8 protein-coding genes are annotated in these 16658 nt (G+C 48.0%); all 8 read left to right on the forward strand.

The annotated features are described in order from the left end of the window. The first annotated feature begins 62 nt into the window (after positions 1 to 62). The 8 genes from D3H65_RS13210 to D3H65_RS13245 all read left to right on the forward strand — a co-directional run bounded on the left by D3H65_RS13210 (position 63) and on the right by D3H65_RS13245 (position 16654). Complete coding sequence (locus tag D3H65_RS13210; protein WP_119050769.1) at positions 63 to 2444, forward strand: ABC transporter permease; 2382 nt, start codon at positions 63 to 65, stop codon at positions 2442 to 2444. Positions 2445 to 2471: 27 nt separating this feature from the next. After that, positions 2472 to 4883: an ABC transporter permease gene (locus D3H65_RS13215; protein WP_119050770.1), complete on the forward strand. Its 2412-nt coding sequence runs from the start codon at positions 2472 to 2474 to the stop codon at positions 4881 to 4883. Positions 4884 to 4959: 76 nt separating this feature from the next. Continuing rightward, positions 4960 to 5997 (forward strand): DUF4097 family beta strand repeat-containing protein, encoded by a 1038-nt coding sequence (locus D3H65_RS13220; protein WP_119050771.1) that lies wholly within the window; start codon positions 4960 to 4962, stop codon positions 5995 to 5997. A gap of 22 nt (positions 5998 to 6019) precedes the next feature. Further along, complete coding sequence (locus tag D3H65_RS13225) at positions 6020 to 8458, forward strand: ABC transporter permease (RefSeq protein ID WP_119050772.1); 2439 nt, start codon at positions 6020 to 6022, stop codon at positions 8456 to 8458. 152 nt (positions 8459 to 8610) lie between these two features. Then, positions 8611 to 10992, forward strand: a complete 2382-nt coding sequence (locus D3H65_RS13230; RefSeq protein WP_119050773.1) for an ABC transporter permease — start codon at positions 8611 to 8613, stop codon at positions 10990 to 10992. A gap of 36 nt (positions 10993 to 11028) precedes the next feature. After that, positions 11029 to 13473: an ABC transporter permease gene (locus D3H65_RS13235; RefSeq protein WP_119050774.1), complete on the forward strand. Its 2445-nt coding sequence runs from the start codon at positions 11029 to 11031 to the stop codon at positions 13471 to 13473. 160 nt (positions 13474 to 13633) lie between these two features. Further along, positions 13634 to 16030, forward strand: a complete 2397-nt coding sequence (locus D3H65_RS13240) for an ABC transporter permease (RefSeq protein WP_119050775.1) — start codon at positions 13634 to 13636, stop codon at positions 16028 to 16030. 111 nt (positions 16031 to 16141) lie between these two features. Further along, on the forward strand, positions 16142 to 16654 hold the full coding sequence (locus tag D3H65_RS13245; RefSeq protein ID WP_162915609.1) for a hypothetical protein: 513 nt from the start codon (positions 16142 to 16144) through the stop codon (positions 16652 to 16654). Positions 16655 to 16658: the final 4 nt, after the last annotated feature.

Genomic DNA, 16658 nt, shown 5'->3' on the forward strand with positions numbered 1-16658 from the left:
TGCGGGAAGGCTCGCAGCTCGAAGCTCGTGGCTCGAAGCTTTAAAATTTAAATTGATACACTTTGTTGAGAAATAACATCATATCAACTTTACGTACACTCAAAAGAAACAGAACCTATACCCTCATCAATATGCTGGGTCTATCCCTCAGTATTGGTGTGGCCATTGTTATTTTCATGATCCTGCGCTTTGAAGGAAGCTTTGATTCCTGGCACAAAAATGCCCCCCGCCTCTACCAGGTGCTTGCTTATGATAAATTTGATGGCATTAACTCCCATATTCCCCAGGGCGCCATCAAAGCATTAAAAGAAAAAGTGCCGGGCGTTGAGAAAGCCGCCACCGTATATGGGTATACTCCCGCTGTGATCAACGTCAACGGAGAGAACCTCAAACAGGAACGAACCTTTTTCGTACAACCCGATTTCCTGCGCATGATCGATATGCAATGGATACAGGGATCACCCGAAACATCTTTAAGCCAACCCGGTCAGGTAGTATTGGATCAGCCCACTGCCCAAAGATTGTTCAAACCCGGAGAGCAGGTGATCGGTAAAAGTATCCTCTATGACAATACCCTTCCCTTAACCGTATCCGGTATTGTAAAAGAAATGCCTGCCAACACACAGTTCCGCATGCCCATGATGCTCTCCTATGCCTCCCTGCTTCAATACATGAACTGGTATAAGGACGAGGACTACTGGAGTGGCGGAGACTCTTACTTCCAGGGATTCGTACTGCTGAAACCCGGCGCCAGTGTTGCTGCCGCAGAAGCCAGCCTCAACCAGGTTGCAGCACAACAGGGAAATCGTAGTAATTATAGCAGGTTCAGCCTGACCAACCTGGCCCAACAACACTTTAATCCCCTTCCTGATATTGATTTCTTCAACTATGCCATCCCCCGCTGGTTATTGTATACCCTGACCAGTATCGGTATTTTCCTGTTGTTGATTGCCTGTATCAATTTTATCAACATGGCTACCGTACAGGCCATGCAGCGCAACAAAGCCACCGGCATCCGCAAAATATTGGGCAGTAGCCGCATTCAGCTCATTGGCCAATTCCTGCTGGAAACAGCCTTCATAGTCACCGGCGCTATTGTAGCCGGCGCTTTATTCGCTTATTTCCTCCTGCCCTATACCGGAAAATTATTGCATACACAGGTAGCCGAAGCACACAATTGGAATGCTGGTACCATTTTATTCCTCGCCGCCATTGGTGTATTGCTCACCTTCCTCAGTGGGCTTTATCCGGCCTTCATGCTGTCCGGGTTTAAGCCCATACAATTACTAAGAGCCCGTTTTTTTTCCATCCCAACCAAAGGCTTCTCCCTGCGCCGCCTCCTCGTAGTCACCCAATTCAGCATTGCGCTCGTGCTGGTCATTTGCACCATCATCGGTGTAAAGCAGATCAATTATTTCTACCACACCGAACTGGGTTTCGATAAGGCCGCTGTTATTACCGTCAATATGCCCGATGGCAGAAGCAGCGCCATCCGGGAAAGGTTCCGTCACGGCCTTCAACAGTCGCCGGCCATCAGCGATGTAACCTTTGGCTTGACCACTCCCTCCGGCACCAACAACTGGTGGTGGGCCAATGTCAGGTACCATGGTCTCAAAGATGGTGAACAGCAATGGCGGCAACAATTCATCGATACCAATTACCTGTCCTTCTTCAAAATATCACTGCTGGCAGGTCGTGGCTTCAATGCATCCGACAGTACCAACGCCACCGTACTTATCAATGAACAGGCGGCCCACGACATGGGATTTGCCGATGCAGCCAAGGCCCTGGGACAGCAGATCTACATGGGCAAAGAACAATACACCATCGGCGGCATTGCCAAAGACTACCAGTCTCAGAGCCTTAAATCGGGCAAAACACCCCATGTATTTATCTATAACAGGCGCTTTCAAACCGCCTGCATACGCATCAACCACCTCCAGCAGGAAGCCGCCCTGCAATTGGTAGCTAAAGAATGGAAAGCCATTTTCCCGGAATACTACTTTGAATACCGTTTCCTCGATGATGACCTGAGATCCTTTTATGGCGATGAGAGCAAACTGGCCAGTTTCCTTTCCCTCTTCTCCATCATTGGCATCCTGATCGGCTGCCTGGGAGTATACGGACTGGTAACATTTGTATGCGTACGCAAGACCAAAGAAATAGGCATCCGCAAAGTGCTGGGCGCCGGCTTCCTGGATATTATGGCCATGCTGAACGTGGAGTTTATCTGGCTCATTGTCATTTCATTTGTCATAGCAGCACCAATAGCAGGTTATACCATGCACCATTTCCTGCAGGATTATTCCAACCGCATTGCCATACCCTGGTGGATATTCCTGTTAAGTGGTTTGGGCGCATTACTGATCACCATGATCACCATCAGCTTTCAGGCTATCCGTGCCGCCAAGGCAAATCCGGTGAAAAGTTTAAGAAGTGAATAAGTAAACAAACAATAACACACCCTCCGTATGTTTAGAAATTATTTCAAGACCGCCTGGCGAAACCTTTGGAAGAACAAAGCGTATTCCACCATCAACATCATTGGACTCTCCATTGGTATGGCCGCCTGTATCATCATTATGTTGTTTGTGCTATATGAAAGGAGCTTTGATAAACAGCATACCAAAAATATTTACCGGCTCGATGAAGTACAGAAATTCCCGGGCATGGTGGCGCCACAGAAGGTAGCCCTCTCTATGTTCCCCATGGGCCCCAGCCTGAAGCAGGAGTTTCCCCAGATACTTCAGTACACCCGCATCAATTCATTTGATAAGCCACCCATTGCCTGGAAAGAAAAAAAAGTAACCCTGTCCAAAGTATTCTGGGCCGACTCTACCTTTTTCGACATCTTCAACTTTCCCTTGCTGGAAGGCAACAGCCAATTGGTCCTGCAAAAGCCCAACAGCATGGTGCTTACCCAGGCCAGTGCCGAAAAACTTTTTGGCAAAGAAAACCCCATTGGTAAAACAGTTACTATTCCCGATCGCGATACCCTTTCTTATACGGTAACCGGCGTCCTGGCCAATATACCCGGCAATTCCCACCTGCAGTTTGATGGATTGCTTTCTTTTAATACACGCAACACCGCCCAACTGATGGAAAACTGGGGCGGCAACTGGGTCAACACCTATCTTGAAATGGCGCCCAATTTCGATCAGGCAGCCCTGGAAAAGAAGTTCCCGGAGTACCTGAAGCGACATATGGAAGGAGATCGTCCTACCTTTTATGAACTCTTCCTGCAACCGCTTGCAGCCGTACATGCTGCCTCAACCGACATTACCCACGATTACCACAACTATCATAAGTTCGATGGCACCTATACCAAACTGTTCTCCATCATTGCCATCATTGTGCTCATCATAGCCTGCATCAATTTCATGAACCTGTCTACTGCCCGCTCAGCAGGCAGGGCCAAAGAAGTGGGTGTGCGTAAGTCAGTTGGGGCCAACCGTTTCCAGCTGGGTATACAGTTCATTGGAGAATCTGTCCTCTTGTGTTTCATTGCCTTGATATTGGCCCTGATCCTCGTAAAACTGGCCTTGCCCTGGGTATCTAACCTCAGTCAGCGTGATATGAACCTGCCCATATTTACCAATGGCAGACTCTTATTGAGTGCCCTGGCCGGCACCCTCATCGTAGGCACATTGGCTGGCCTCTATCCTGCCGCCTACTTGTCTTCTTTCGAGGCCATCAAAGTATTGAAAGGTTCTATCCAGACAGGTAAAAGCAAGGGCTTGTTCCGGAATATACTCGTAGTAGGACAATTCTCCAGCGCCATCTTCCTCATCATCGCCACACTCTTTGCAGTAAGGCAGTTAAACTTCATGCAAAAGAGAGACCCCGGTTTTAAAAAAGATCAGGTAATCGCAGTCACCCTTAATTTCAGCACCGGTCCCAAATATGAGTCCCTTAAACAGGAATTGCTCAGCAATACCCTGATCACCGGCGTAACCGCCTCCTGGCAGCGCCTGGGTAATAACCTGCACCAAACCGGTATCACCTTTCACCCCGGTGACGGGCCTATGCGCAATATGGCCACTTCACAAGTGGTGGTAGACCACGATTACCTTACCGTATACAATATTCCCCTGGTAGCAGGCAGGAACTTCTCCAAAGATTATGGTACCGATAATGGCAAAGCCTATATCATCAATGAGACCATGGCCAAAGAGTTGTTGAAAGAGCACCCTAAAGCACCCATCAGTTCCCTGATCGGTAAACAGTTTGGCTTAGGTGGTCTCGACTCTGTCGGCCATATAGTAGGCATTGCCAAAGATTTTAATTTCAACTCCCTTCACCATAAAATAGAAACACTCACCATCTTTGACCAGAAGGATTGGGGATACAGCGAAATGTCTGTCCGTATCAATGGCGCCAAAGCACAACAGGCTATCGCGTATCTTGAAACCACCTGGAAGAAGATCAACCCCGGCCAGGACCTCGAATATGTATTCCTGGACGATCACTTCAAGGAGCTATACCATGCCGATTCGCAGGTAAGTGAGACCGTGGGCATACTGGCAGGCCTGGCCATCATTATTTCCTGCCTGGGTCTGTTCGGCCTGGCCTCTTACGCCGCAGAAAAAAGGGTGAAAGAGATTGGCATCCGCAAAGTGTTGGGCGCCTCCGTTCAAAACATTGTACGCCTCTTGTCAAAGGACTTTTTGGTACTGGTACTCATTGCCAACCTCATTGCCTGGCCCCTTGCCTGGCTGGTATTGAGCAAGTGGTTGCAGGACTTCGCCTACCGGGTGAATATAAGCTGGTGGGTATTCCTGGCAGCCGGCGTAGCCGCTCTGATGATCGCTTTATTGACCGTTAGCTTCCAGGCCATTAAAGCAGCCCTGACAAACCCCGTAAAAAGCCTGAAAAATGAATAAAAATGCATTCTGTCTGTAACAAATACAAAAGACAAACGTCTCTGCATTAAATAATCATCATACTAAATTGAATACCATGAAACAAATACTATTCCTTCTCCTCGCTGGCAGCATCACCTATTCCGTGCAAGCCCAGAACGATGCTCCCTACCTCACCAAATCGCTCAAAGATGCAGGCATTGAACAGGTGCTGGCAGAAACATCCGGTGGTAATATCTCGATTACCGGCGATGCGGCGGCAGAAGCCAGGATTGAAGTATATGTAAGGCCCAATAACGGCAGAAGCCAATTATCAAAAGAAGAGATAGAAAAAAGGATCAGCGAAGACTATGAATTCTCTATTGGTACCGCCGATCATAAACTGACTGCTATTGCAAAACCTAAAAACCGCTTCGGCAGGTTTGATTGGAAAAAAGCCCTTTCTATTTCCTTTAGGATATATGTGCCCCGCAATGTGGCCACCAACCTCACTACCAGTGGCGGCAATCTTGACCTGGCCCATTTGAGCGGTACACAGGATTTCAGGACCAGTGGCGGCAACCTCCAGATCGATGACCTGACTGGTAAGATAAAAGGAGTTACCTCCGGTGGCAATATTCACCTGAAAGATTCCAAAGATGATATCACCCTCTCTACCAGCGGTGGCAATATCGACGCCAGGAACAGCAGCGGCAAACTGAAATTGACTACTTCCGGTGGCAACGTAACCCTCGAAGAACTCAAAGGCAATATTGATGCAACTACCAGCGGAGGCTCCGTACGTGGTAATGTAGTGACCGGCGAACTGTATGCCGTTACTTCCGGCGGCAATGTAACCATGAGCGAACTTTCCTGCAGCATCAGCGCTTCTACCAGTGGTGGCAATATTACCGTAAGCCTGAAAGAATTGGGCAGTTTTGTAAAATTATCCAACTCCGGAGGCAATATCAACCTCGATCTGCCGGGCAATAAAGGTCTTGACCTGCGGATCACCGGTGATAAAGTAAAGGCCAGCAGCCTCAGCAATTTCAGCGGTAAGATCGAAGATGACTCCATCGACGGAAAGCTCAACGGCGGCGGGATACCAGTCACGGTAAGAGGCAATGGCGGTCGCGTATCGCTGTCAATCAAATAGCCAACACTAAAACCACCCAACTGTGTTCAGAAACTACTTCAAGATCGCCTGGCGCAACCTGCTAAAGCACAAAGCCTTTTCCTTTATCAATATCTTTGGCCTCTCGGCAGGCCTTACCTGCTTTTTGCTCATTGCCCTTTTCCTGGTCGATGAGCTCACCTTTGATGGGTTTCACACCCAGGCAGGCTCTTTGTACCGTGTAGTGGAAAAATTCACCACCGCAACCGGTAAGGAAAGGACAGCCGGCTCTGTATCTTTCAACACATCGGCGATTGTACTGAAGGACATGCCCGAAGTAGCGGCCACTTCCCGCCTCACCACATTTGGCAGGGTCAATGTAAGTGCAGAGAACAATACCACTGTTTTCTACAATGATTACACCACCGCCAATGAGACCTTCTTTCACCTGTTCGATTTCCCCCTGCTGCAAGGCACACGGGAAGCATTGAAGGAACCATTTACGGCAGCTGTAACCGATAAAATGGCCATGAAGCTTTTTGGCCGCCAGGATGTTTTGGGAAGGACCATCAGGGTGGAAGATGATAGTTTACCGTACCGCATTACCGCCGTAGTTAAGATCCCCGGTAATTCCCATATCCAATTTAATGTGCTGTTTTCCGAGGCCACCAGTTTCTCTAACCCCCGGTTTAGAGAATTTTCGTCCAGCGATTGGACCTCTACCCTGTTTACCACCTACGTATTGTTGAAAGACAACAAAACGGCCAACAGTACAGCAGCCAGGATGGGTACCCTGGTAATGAAGAACAGACCCGCCTCTGCCGATACGAGGAAAAGTACCTTTAGTCTTCAGCCATTAAAGCAGATACATTTCTATCCCGATGGCCAGGATAACGAAAGAGCCCAAAGTGGTATCATGCACCTGTACGTATTTGGCATCGTAGCTCTTTTTGTACTGTTCATTGCCTGCATCAATTATATGAACCTGACAACCGCCCGCTTTGCCGGCAGGTCGAAGGAGATTGCCGTACGCAAAGTGGCTGGCGCTATGCGCAATAGCCTCATCGTTCAATTCCTGGCCGAAGCATTGCTTATTACCGTCATTGCGCTTTTCATAGCACTTGCTGCCGTGCAAATGCTGATGCCTGGCTTCAATGCCTTCACCGGTAAAGAACTGTCATTAGACTGGCATAGCGATTACCGTATCTGGTTGGGTGTATTGTCTGTCACAGCATTGGCAGCCCTGATGGCAGGCATCTACCCTGCCCTCTTCCAATCGGGATTAAGACCATTACAGCTACTTAAAAACAAACTGAAGCTGAGCCATGGACATCTTTCTTTTCGAAGGGTGCTTGTAATCTTCCAGTTCTCCATTTCCATTATTATGATGGTAGCTACCATCATCGTCTTCCAACAGTTGAAATACGTTGACGGAAAAGACATGGGCTTCAATAAAGAACAACTGGTAGTGGTTGATATCAATAGCGCCAATGTACGCCGCGCTGCCACCACCATCAAAAACGAATATGCCCGCTTAGCCAACGTAAAAAATGTAACCGTCACTTCCCGTGTACCAGGCGAATGGAAATCCATTCCCCAGATAAAAGTCAGCACTGCCGCTAATCCAGCTTCCATGCAGGACATGTATTATATAGCCGCCGATGACCAGTTCCTGAACACCTTTCAGATAAAACTCCTCAGTGGCAGGAACTTCTTACCCGGTAATGAGCTGGCCGATTCACAATACGTACTCATCAATGCCACAGCTGCAAAATCCCTCAACATCAGCCAGCCTTCCGAACAACTTATTGAGATACCTGCAGCCCTGTTTGGTGATGGCCTCAATACCTATGACACTCCACTGCGTGTTCGTGTAATAGGTATTGTAAACGACTTTAACTTCCAGTCTCTCCGCGAAAAAATTGCCCCCATGGTCATTGGCAGTCCGCGCCTGCGTGTACACCGTATTGATTATTTCACCGCAAGGGTGAATCCCGTCAATATGGCCGAGACACTCAAACAAATGGAAGGCATTTTACATTCCATTGATGCCACCCACCTGTTTGAATATAACTTCCTCGACAAACAGTGGGACCTGTTTTACCAGGAAGACAAGAAACGGGAAGTCATCTTCCTGTCCGTAGCCTTTATGACCATTCTTATTGCTTGTCTTGGTTTATTTGGTCTGGCTACGTATGCGGCCGAACAACGCATCAAGGAAATAGGCATCCGCAAAGTATTGGGTGCAAGCGTTAGCAGCATCATCTCCATGCTTTCCAAAGATTTCCTGAAGCTGGTGCTGGTAGCTGCCGTGATCGCCTTTCCCATTGCCGCATGGGCCATGCACCAATGGTTGCAGGACTTCGCCTACCAGGTAGGACTTCAATGGTGGGTATTCCTGGTGGCCGGCGGCGCAGCCTTGTTCATCGCTTTATTTACCGTGAGCTTCCAGGCTATTAAAGCAGCCTTGTCCAATCCGGTGAAGAGCTTGAGAAGTGAATAGAATACAGCCGTGAGCTTTGAGCTGCGAGTTAAATACAATTGGGTACATTCAAAGCGAAGGGCCCGAAGCTTGCAGCTCGAGGCTCGTAGCTTCTGACTCAATAGTTACACCTGACAGAGAATATTAGTTTTGACTAAAAACAAATCCTGATCATGTTTAAGAACTATTTCAAAACCGCCTGGCGCAACCTGTTTCGCCAAAAGACTTACAGTTTACTCAACCTGTTTGGATTGGCCATTGGAATATCCTGCGGGCTCCTGCTCACCCTTCATATCAAAGAAGAGTTGAGCTATGAGAAAAGCTTTCCCAAACATGACCGTATATACCGGGTTGTCAATGATGAATGGTCCAAGTCTTCCCCTCCCCTGGCAGGCGAAATGATGAAGTATTTCCCGGAGATCAAAAGTATCACCCGCTTTTCCGACAGGGGCAGATCCGTTGTAAGCGCAGGCCCCAATGTGCAGGGCGAAAGCAAAGGATATTTTGCCGATTCATCCGTGGTCGATGTGTTTGATCTCAAAGCAGTAGCCGGTAAGCCTGTAGAAGCCCTCAGCGAACCCAATGCCATCGTGGTTACCCGCAGCATGGCCAAACAATATTTTGGCAACAAAGACCCCCTGAACCAAAAACTGGTATTCAACGATAAAGAAGAGATGTGGGTGAAAGCCGTCATAGAAGATTTCCCCTCCAACAGCCATATTCAATTTGATTACCTGGCTTCCATGTCCACCTTTTACAAAAACGCGTCACCCGACTGGACTGGCAACCGCGGCTGGATGTTTGGCTGGACCTATGTGGCCTTTAAAGAAGACCAGAACCTTGTGAAGGCCGACGCAAAGCTGAAGGAATTTTACATGAAGTACTATGCAGGCTGGGGTACCGCAGAAGAAATACGGCCTGAAGCACAAAAATGGCGCTTTCAACCATTGACTGATATCCACCTCCATTCCAATCTGATCCAGGAAATGGGTCCCAACAGCAGCATCATTTACATCTACATCTTTATAGGCGTGGAAGTGCTCATACTCCTGATTGCCTGCGTAAACTTTATCAACCTCTTCACTACCCAGGCCCTGAAAAGGATCAAAGAGATAGGCATCCGCAAAATACTGGGCGCCGGCAAAGGGCAGTTGGTACTCCAGTTCATGGGCGAAGCATTTATGCTGACCTGCCTCGGCGCCCTGCTGGCCATTTGCCTCTACCAACTGGCCATACCCTTCTACAACAATATTACCGGCAAAGATGTATCGATGTGGGAGTTGTTCAGGCCCGTCAATATGATGATCATCGTTGGCATGGTGCTTTTGGTAGGTATATTATCTGGACTATTCCCTGCTTTATACATTACACAATTTGATGCTGCCGGTTCTTTAAAATCCAACAAACTGCCCAGGTCATCTGCCTCCCTCGTACGCAAGGGCCTCGTGGTATTCCAGTTTGTGGTATCCGGCCTGCTGATCATTTCCACCATACTCATTTACCAGCAAATGAAATTGTTCCATGACAAAGAACTTGGGTTCGATCGCAACAATGTGATCGTTGCCAGACTCTATGGTAATCTTCAGGAACAAGCTGTAAAACATTCCGAAGCAGTGGAGCAGGCCTTACTGAAAAACCCTGATGTACTGGGCATCGCCAAAGCTTCCAATGTGATCGGCGATGGGTTGAGCGTAGAAAACATTACCCCCCTCAATCCCGATCCACAAAAACAATACCCCTCTTCACAATTCATGCGGGTTGATGAACACTACCTGGATGTAATGAATATTACCCTGAAAAGTGGCCGTAATTTCTCCCGTGCTTTCAACGACTCAGGTTCATTTATCGTCAATGAGAGAGCCGCCGCTTTGCTGGGCTTTAAAGACCCCATAGGTGCCGCCGTCGTCAACAATGTAATGGGTGTGCAGGGAAAGATCGTAGGCGTGGTGAAAGATTTTCATTTTGCATCCCTCCACCACCAGGTAGAGCCCCTGGTACTGGAGTACAAACCCGAGTGGACGGGTAGTATGTTTATCAAAATAAAACCAGGCAATCCAGCTGCCACCATCAGCTTCCTGGAATCGACATTTAAAAAACTGGCGCCCAATTCCATGTTCAGTTATGGCTTTCTCGACGACAAAATATCCGGACTGTACAAGAAGGAAAATAACATGAGCACCATCTTGAAGGTCTTTGCAGTACTCGCCATCCTGATCTCCTGCCTCGGCCTGTTTGGATTGACAGCCTATGCTGCGGAAGTACGCACCAAAGAGATCGGTATCCGTAAGGTGATCGGCGCCAGCATGGCCAATCTCCTCGGTCTGCTATCCAAAGACTTTGTGCTCCTGGTATTGGCAGGCAACCTGATCGCCTGGCCCATTGCCTGGTATGTCGCCAATAAATGGTTGCAGGAATTCACGTACAAGATCCATATCAGCTGGACCGTCTTCCTGCTGTCGGCCATCGTTACCCTGGCCATCGCCGTCCTGACCATTGGCTACCATTGTATCAGAACCGCGACAGCCAATCCTGTGAAGAGCCTGAGAAGTGAATAGAATAATTAATTCGAACATTGTAACAACGCCCTCATCATGATACTGAACTACCTCAAGATCGCTATCCGCAGCCTGCGCAAACGTCAGGGACATACTTTCCTGAACATTGCTGGCCTTACCATTGGCATGACCTGCTGTCTCCTCATCTTCCATTACGTATCTTATGAAAAAAGCTACGATGATTTTAATAAGGAGGCCAATGATATTGTGCGTTTGCGCATCGATAGCTATAGCAAAGGAAACCTGCGCTGGAAATCTGCGACCGTATACCCGGCCATTGCGCCCACGATGAAAAAAGACTTCCCTGAAGTACAGGATTTCTGCCGGCTCATAGATGCTAATTTCCTCATCACCAATGAGGCTACCCAGGCAAAGTTTAAAGAAACCAAGGGCTATTTTGCCGATCCATCTACCTTGAAAATGTTCAATATATCCTTAGTCCAGGGCAATCCGGCCACCGCCCTCACCGGCCCCGATAAGCTGATCATCTCTCAAAGCCTGGCCACCAAATACTTTGGGACGCCCAATGCACTGGGCAGGCAATTAAACATACGTTTTGACGGTAATCCCCAGAACTATGAAATTACCGGTGTATTCAAAGACTATCCATCCAATTCTCACCTCGATATCCAGTACCTCGCATCCTATGATGCCTTTAAGAAGGTTATATTAACTGTCTGGCACGATAACAGCAACCCCGCTGATAATGCCTGGGGATGGTACGATTTCTACGCCTATATCCAATTGAGGCCCGGCACTGATAAGGATAAGTTCGCTGCCAAAATTCCCGCCTTCAGCGACAAGTACATGAACAAGACAGAGTGGGCGCTGAAGAATAATTTTAAAACGGAAATACATATGATGCCCCTGAAGGACATTCACCTGTATTCCAACTTCAACCAGGAAGCTGAAGTGAATGGCAACGGCCAGGCCGTGGGATTCCTGTTCCTGGTAGCCATATTCATCATTGGTATTGCCTGGATCAATTATATCAACCTTGCTACTGCCCGTTCAGTAGAGCGCGCCCGGGAAGTAGGTGTTCGAAAAGTGTTGGGCGCGTTGCGTACCGATCTGATCAAACAATTCCTGACCGAAAGCCTGTTGCTCAACTTTTTTGCATTGGCCCTTTCTATAGGTATTTTCTTCCTGCTCGTTTCGCCGTTCGATCAGTTTACCGGTCACCCGGCTACCCATATCTCTTTGTCACCACATTACTGGCGCCTGTTTACCATCCTGTTTTTGGCAGGCACTTTATTGTCTGGTATGTATCCCGCTTTTGTATTGTCCGGCTTCCAGCCCATTAAGGTATTGAAAGGCATGTTTAAGAATTCAACCAGTGGGCTGCTGCTGCGCAAAGGCCTGATCGTATTGCAGTTTACCACTTCCGTGGTTCTGATCGCAGGCACCATCATCGTATACAGGCAGGTAAGCTTTATGCGCGACCAAAAGCTGGGCGCCAATATTGATCAGACATTGGTACTGGAAGGTGCCGTATCCCCCACAGATTCTACCTACCAGGGGACCTTCCAGCCTTTCAAGACCGATATCTTGCAATTAAGCGGTGTAAAGAACCTGGCTGCTTCCACCAATGTGATGGGCCAGGAAATTTACTGGACCAATACCTATAAGCAGGTGGATGGAGAAAACCAAACCGGCATTACTCTATACAATTTGGGGGTGGATTATGATTTCATATCCCTGTTTGATATGAAATTGAAAGCCGGCAGGCCTTTCTCCACCGATTTTGGCACCGAAAAAAAGAATGTACTCCTCAATGAAAAGGCCGTTGCCATACTGGGTTTTCCCAGCGTGGCCGCTGCCATCGGCAAAAAGATCAACAGCGGAAGGGATACCAATACCGTGGTGGGTGTGCTGGCCGATTATCACCAGCAGGGATTGCAGAAAGCTATTGAACCCATGATATTCCGGTGCTCGCCCAATATCAGGAGTTACTATTCCATCAAGGTAGCCTCCGGCAAGGTGCCTGCTACCATTGCAGCGATCAAACAAACCTGGGACAGATATTTCCCGGCCGATCCGTTCAACTACACCTTCCTGGATGAAACGTTTAGTGAACAATACAAGGCCGATATTCTCTTTGGAAAAGTGTTTGGCATATTTGCCTTTCTTGCTATCCTGATTGCCTGTTTTGGCTTGTTGGGTTTATCTGCCTACAATGTTATTCAACGCACCAAGGAGATCGGTATTCGTAAAGTGCTGGGAGCTTCTGCACAAAGCATCCTGCTGCTCTTGTCCAGGGACTTTATGAAACTGATCATAGTGGCCCTGGTGCTGGCCATTCCTGTTGGTTGGTACATTATGCACCAGTGGTTGCAGGATTTTGCCTATCGCATACATATTGGCTGGTGGATATTTGCCGTTGCCGGGGTCCTGGCGCTGCTCATTGCCCTGCTCACCATTGTATTGCAGGCTGCAAAGGCCGTAGTGGTCAATCCCGTGAAGAGTCTGAGAAGTGAGTAAATGAAAGCAGCGAGCTGTGAGCTACGAGCGGCGAGCTAAATACAATAAAGTAAGCTCAAAGCAGAAGGCTCTCAGCTCATAGCTCGTGGCTCGTAGCTTTGGGGTTCAGTGGTTAAACTCGACAAAGAATATAAGTTTTGAAAATAAATGAATCATTCTTATGATTAAGAACTTCATCCTGCTTGCCTGGAGAAACCTTGTAAAGCACAAGACCTTCTCCTTTATCAATATACTGGGACTTTCCGCAGGTATTGCTTTTGTGTTCCTGATCGGGGCCTATGTATGGGGCGAGTTGCGCGTGAACGATTCTATCCATGATAACGACCGGGTGTTCATGCTGCAAAGCAAATGGAAGAAAGGCGGAAGCGGGGACATTACCACCCCCGCCCCGATGGCCCAGGCGCTCAAAGAAAACTTTCCCGACCTGGTGGAAGATTATTATCACCATGATGGCATCACCTCTATTGTTTCCAAAGGCAACAAATACTTTAGAGAAGGGCTACAGCCCGGCGATGCCAGTTTTCTCTCCATCACAGGTTTCCCCCTGTTATACGGCAATGCGCGCACAGCCCTCAATAACCCCAATTCAATGGTGATCACGGCTGCCAAAGCCCGCAAGTACTTTGGCAGAACAGATGTATTGAACGAGACCCTCACCCTGCAATCTTTTGCGGGCGGTGGTAAACAGGACTTCATAATAACAGGAGTATTGAAAGACCTGCCTTTTAATACCATCACCAACTTTACCAATACATCCAACGAAATCTTTTTACCCGTAGAAAGCCTACGCTTCTTTGGCAGGTACGATAGCTTTCAATCATGGCAAAACACAGCCATTATCAACTACGTGAAACTCAAAGCAGGCATTAAGCCATCCGATCTGCAGCAGCCTATGCAGCAGCTGCTGAAACTACATGCACCTGCAGACATGGCCGCCGACCTGCAGTTGAAATTGGCGCCACTGAATGAATATTATCTGCAACGGGATAATGGCCTTGCCCGCCGGATGGTGTATACACTATCATTGATAGCCCTCTTTATCCTGCTCATGGCGGTGATCAACTTTATCAACATCACTATCGGCAATTCGGCTACCCGGCTTAAGGAGATTGGCGTACGCAAAGTAATGGGCGGCACCCGGAACCAGCTCATCCTCCAGTTCCTGACAGAGTCAGTCATATTGGCCACCCTAAGTGTCGTACTGGCGCTTGCCGTCTACCAATGTGCGATCCCGTTTGCCGGCAAAATGCTGGGCAAACCGCTCCCCTCACTCACTACACTGCCTGTACCCTTTATTGCTGTACCTATACTGATGTCTCTGTTGATCGGCGCGTTGGCAGGGCTGTATCCTGCATTTATACTTTCTTTACAACCATCTGTCGACTCCCTGAAAGGAAAGCTGAAGACCATCAAAGAAAAAGTGGTCTTTCGTCGTTCGCTCATCGCGCTGCAATTCACAACAGCCATTGTCGTTTTTGTAGGTGCGGTCATTATCGATAAACAGATCGCCTTTTCTTTCAATAGCGGCCTTGGTTATGATAAAGAACAGGTGATCACGGCGGCCGTACCCCGCGACTGGACTGTAGCCGGCGTACAGCATATGGAAATGGTGCGCAACGAGATAACCACGCTGCCTGCCATTGCTGCTGCCAGTCTCTCTTTTGAGATACCCGATGGAAGGAACGGTGGTGGCGGTAAGTTGTATAAAGAAGCAGCAGATTCCAGTCAGGCCGTCAATGCTACCGGCCTAACCACAGACAACCAATATACTGCCGCTTATGGTATGAAAATGGTAGCCGGTCAATACCTCGATACCGATTCAACTGCTATAGTGATCAACGAAACGGCTGTGAAAGCCCTTGGTTGGAAAGATGCCCATAGCGCCGTGGGACAGCCCATTAAAATAATGGGCAATCCCCAAACCTTTACCATTGCAGGCGTGATCAAAGATTTTCATTTCGAAAGTAAACATGCCGCTATTGTCCCTCTCTATATTCTCCATGTAAAAAATACCCTCGCCTATCGCTACCTGTCCTTTAAGGTAAAGCCAGGTAACCTGTCACAAACGATTGCTGCCCTGGAAAGCAAATGGGCTACCGTATTGCCGGGAGCGCCGTTTGATTATAAGTTTCAGGATGATACGCTCACCTATATGTACCGTTCAGAGATACAACTAAAAAAAGCGGCACAAACCGCTACCCTGCTGGCCCTGCTCATTGTATTACTGGGTGTGTTGGGCATTGTAACCCTGAGTATTACCCGGCGCATGAAGGAAGTAGGCATCCGTAAGGTATTGGGCGCTTCCGGTCTTCAGATCATTGCCCTGTTCCTGAAAGAGTTTGCCTGGATGATCCTGCTCGCCAATATCATTGCCTGGCCCCTGGCGTATATAGCCCTGGAAAAATGGCTCGATAATTTTGTGTACCGTATTCATATCAACTGGATACCGTTCTTCACCGTAGCGGCCGTTGTAGCAGGCCTCATTGCCGTGATCGTTACCATACAAACCATTGTCAGGGCCCTCACCAATCCGATCAGGAATTTGCGGAGTGAATAAATGAGAAAAGGATTTTGGCTTGCCGGAAATTCTACCTATTTTTCACGAATCACCACCCTTACCTGATCACTAATGGATGTGCATTTCTCCAAAGAACCGAACGTTAATTACATGAACGCATACTACAATGTATACAGTCTCTTCGTAAACGAAAGCCTATTAGGTAAGTTCTACTATTCTTCAAAGAAATGTTCCTTCAGTTTTGATAAGATTTCCGTCAGGATCGACACCACTCACAGGTTCTTTCGCAAACCCAAAGTAGTGATCACCGACAACATATCCAACATGGTATTGGGGCATTATGAATTAACCAATTGGACCATATTTAACGGATACCGCCATAAGTTGCATCTCCATGATGAGATACATTCCTTCAAAAGACACCGTCCGGACGGATATTCACTGTTTGGCAAAATTACCTGGGGGAGATACAAATTCACCCTTACCAATAACACAGAAGAAATCACCTATACTTTCCAGATCAGGTATCCCCTTTTTAGCCTTGGCAATATTGGCCCCTCACTGCCATTCGAAGGCTCCATTAAATTCAACAGCAACAATAAAATGGCTCTCTTCGCCGGCTTGTACCTGATCGAAACAGCCCTGGAAAACCTGAGTGACTAAGCCC

This window comes from Paraflavitalea soli (genome assembly GCF_003555545.1).
In the GTDB taxonomy this organism is placed as follows: Bacteria; Bacteroidota; Bacteroidia; order Chitinophagales; family Chitinophagaceae; genus Paraflavitalea; species Paraflavitalea soli.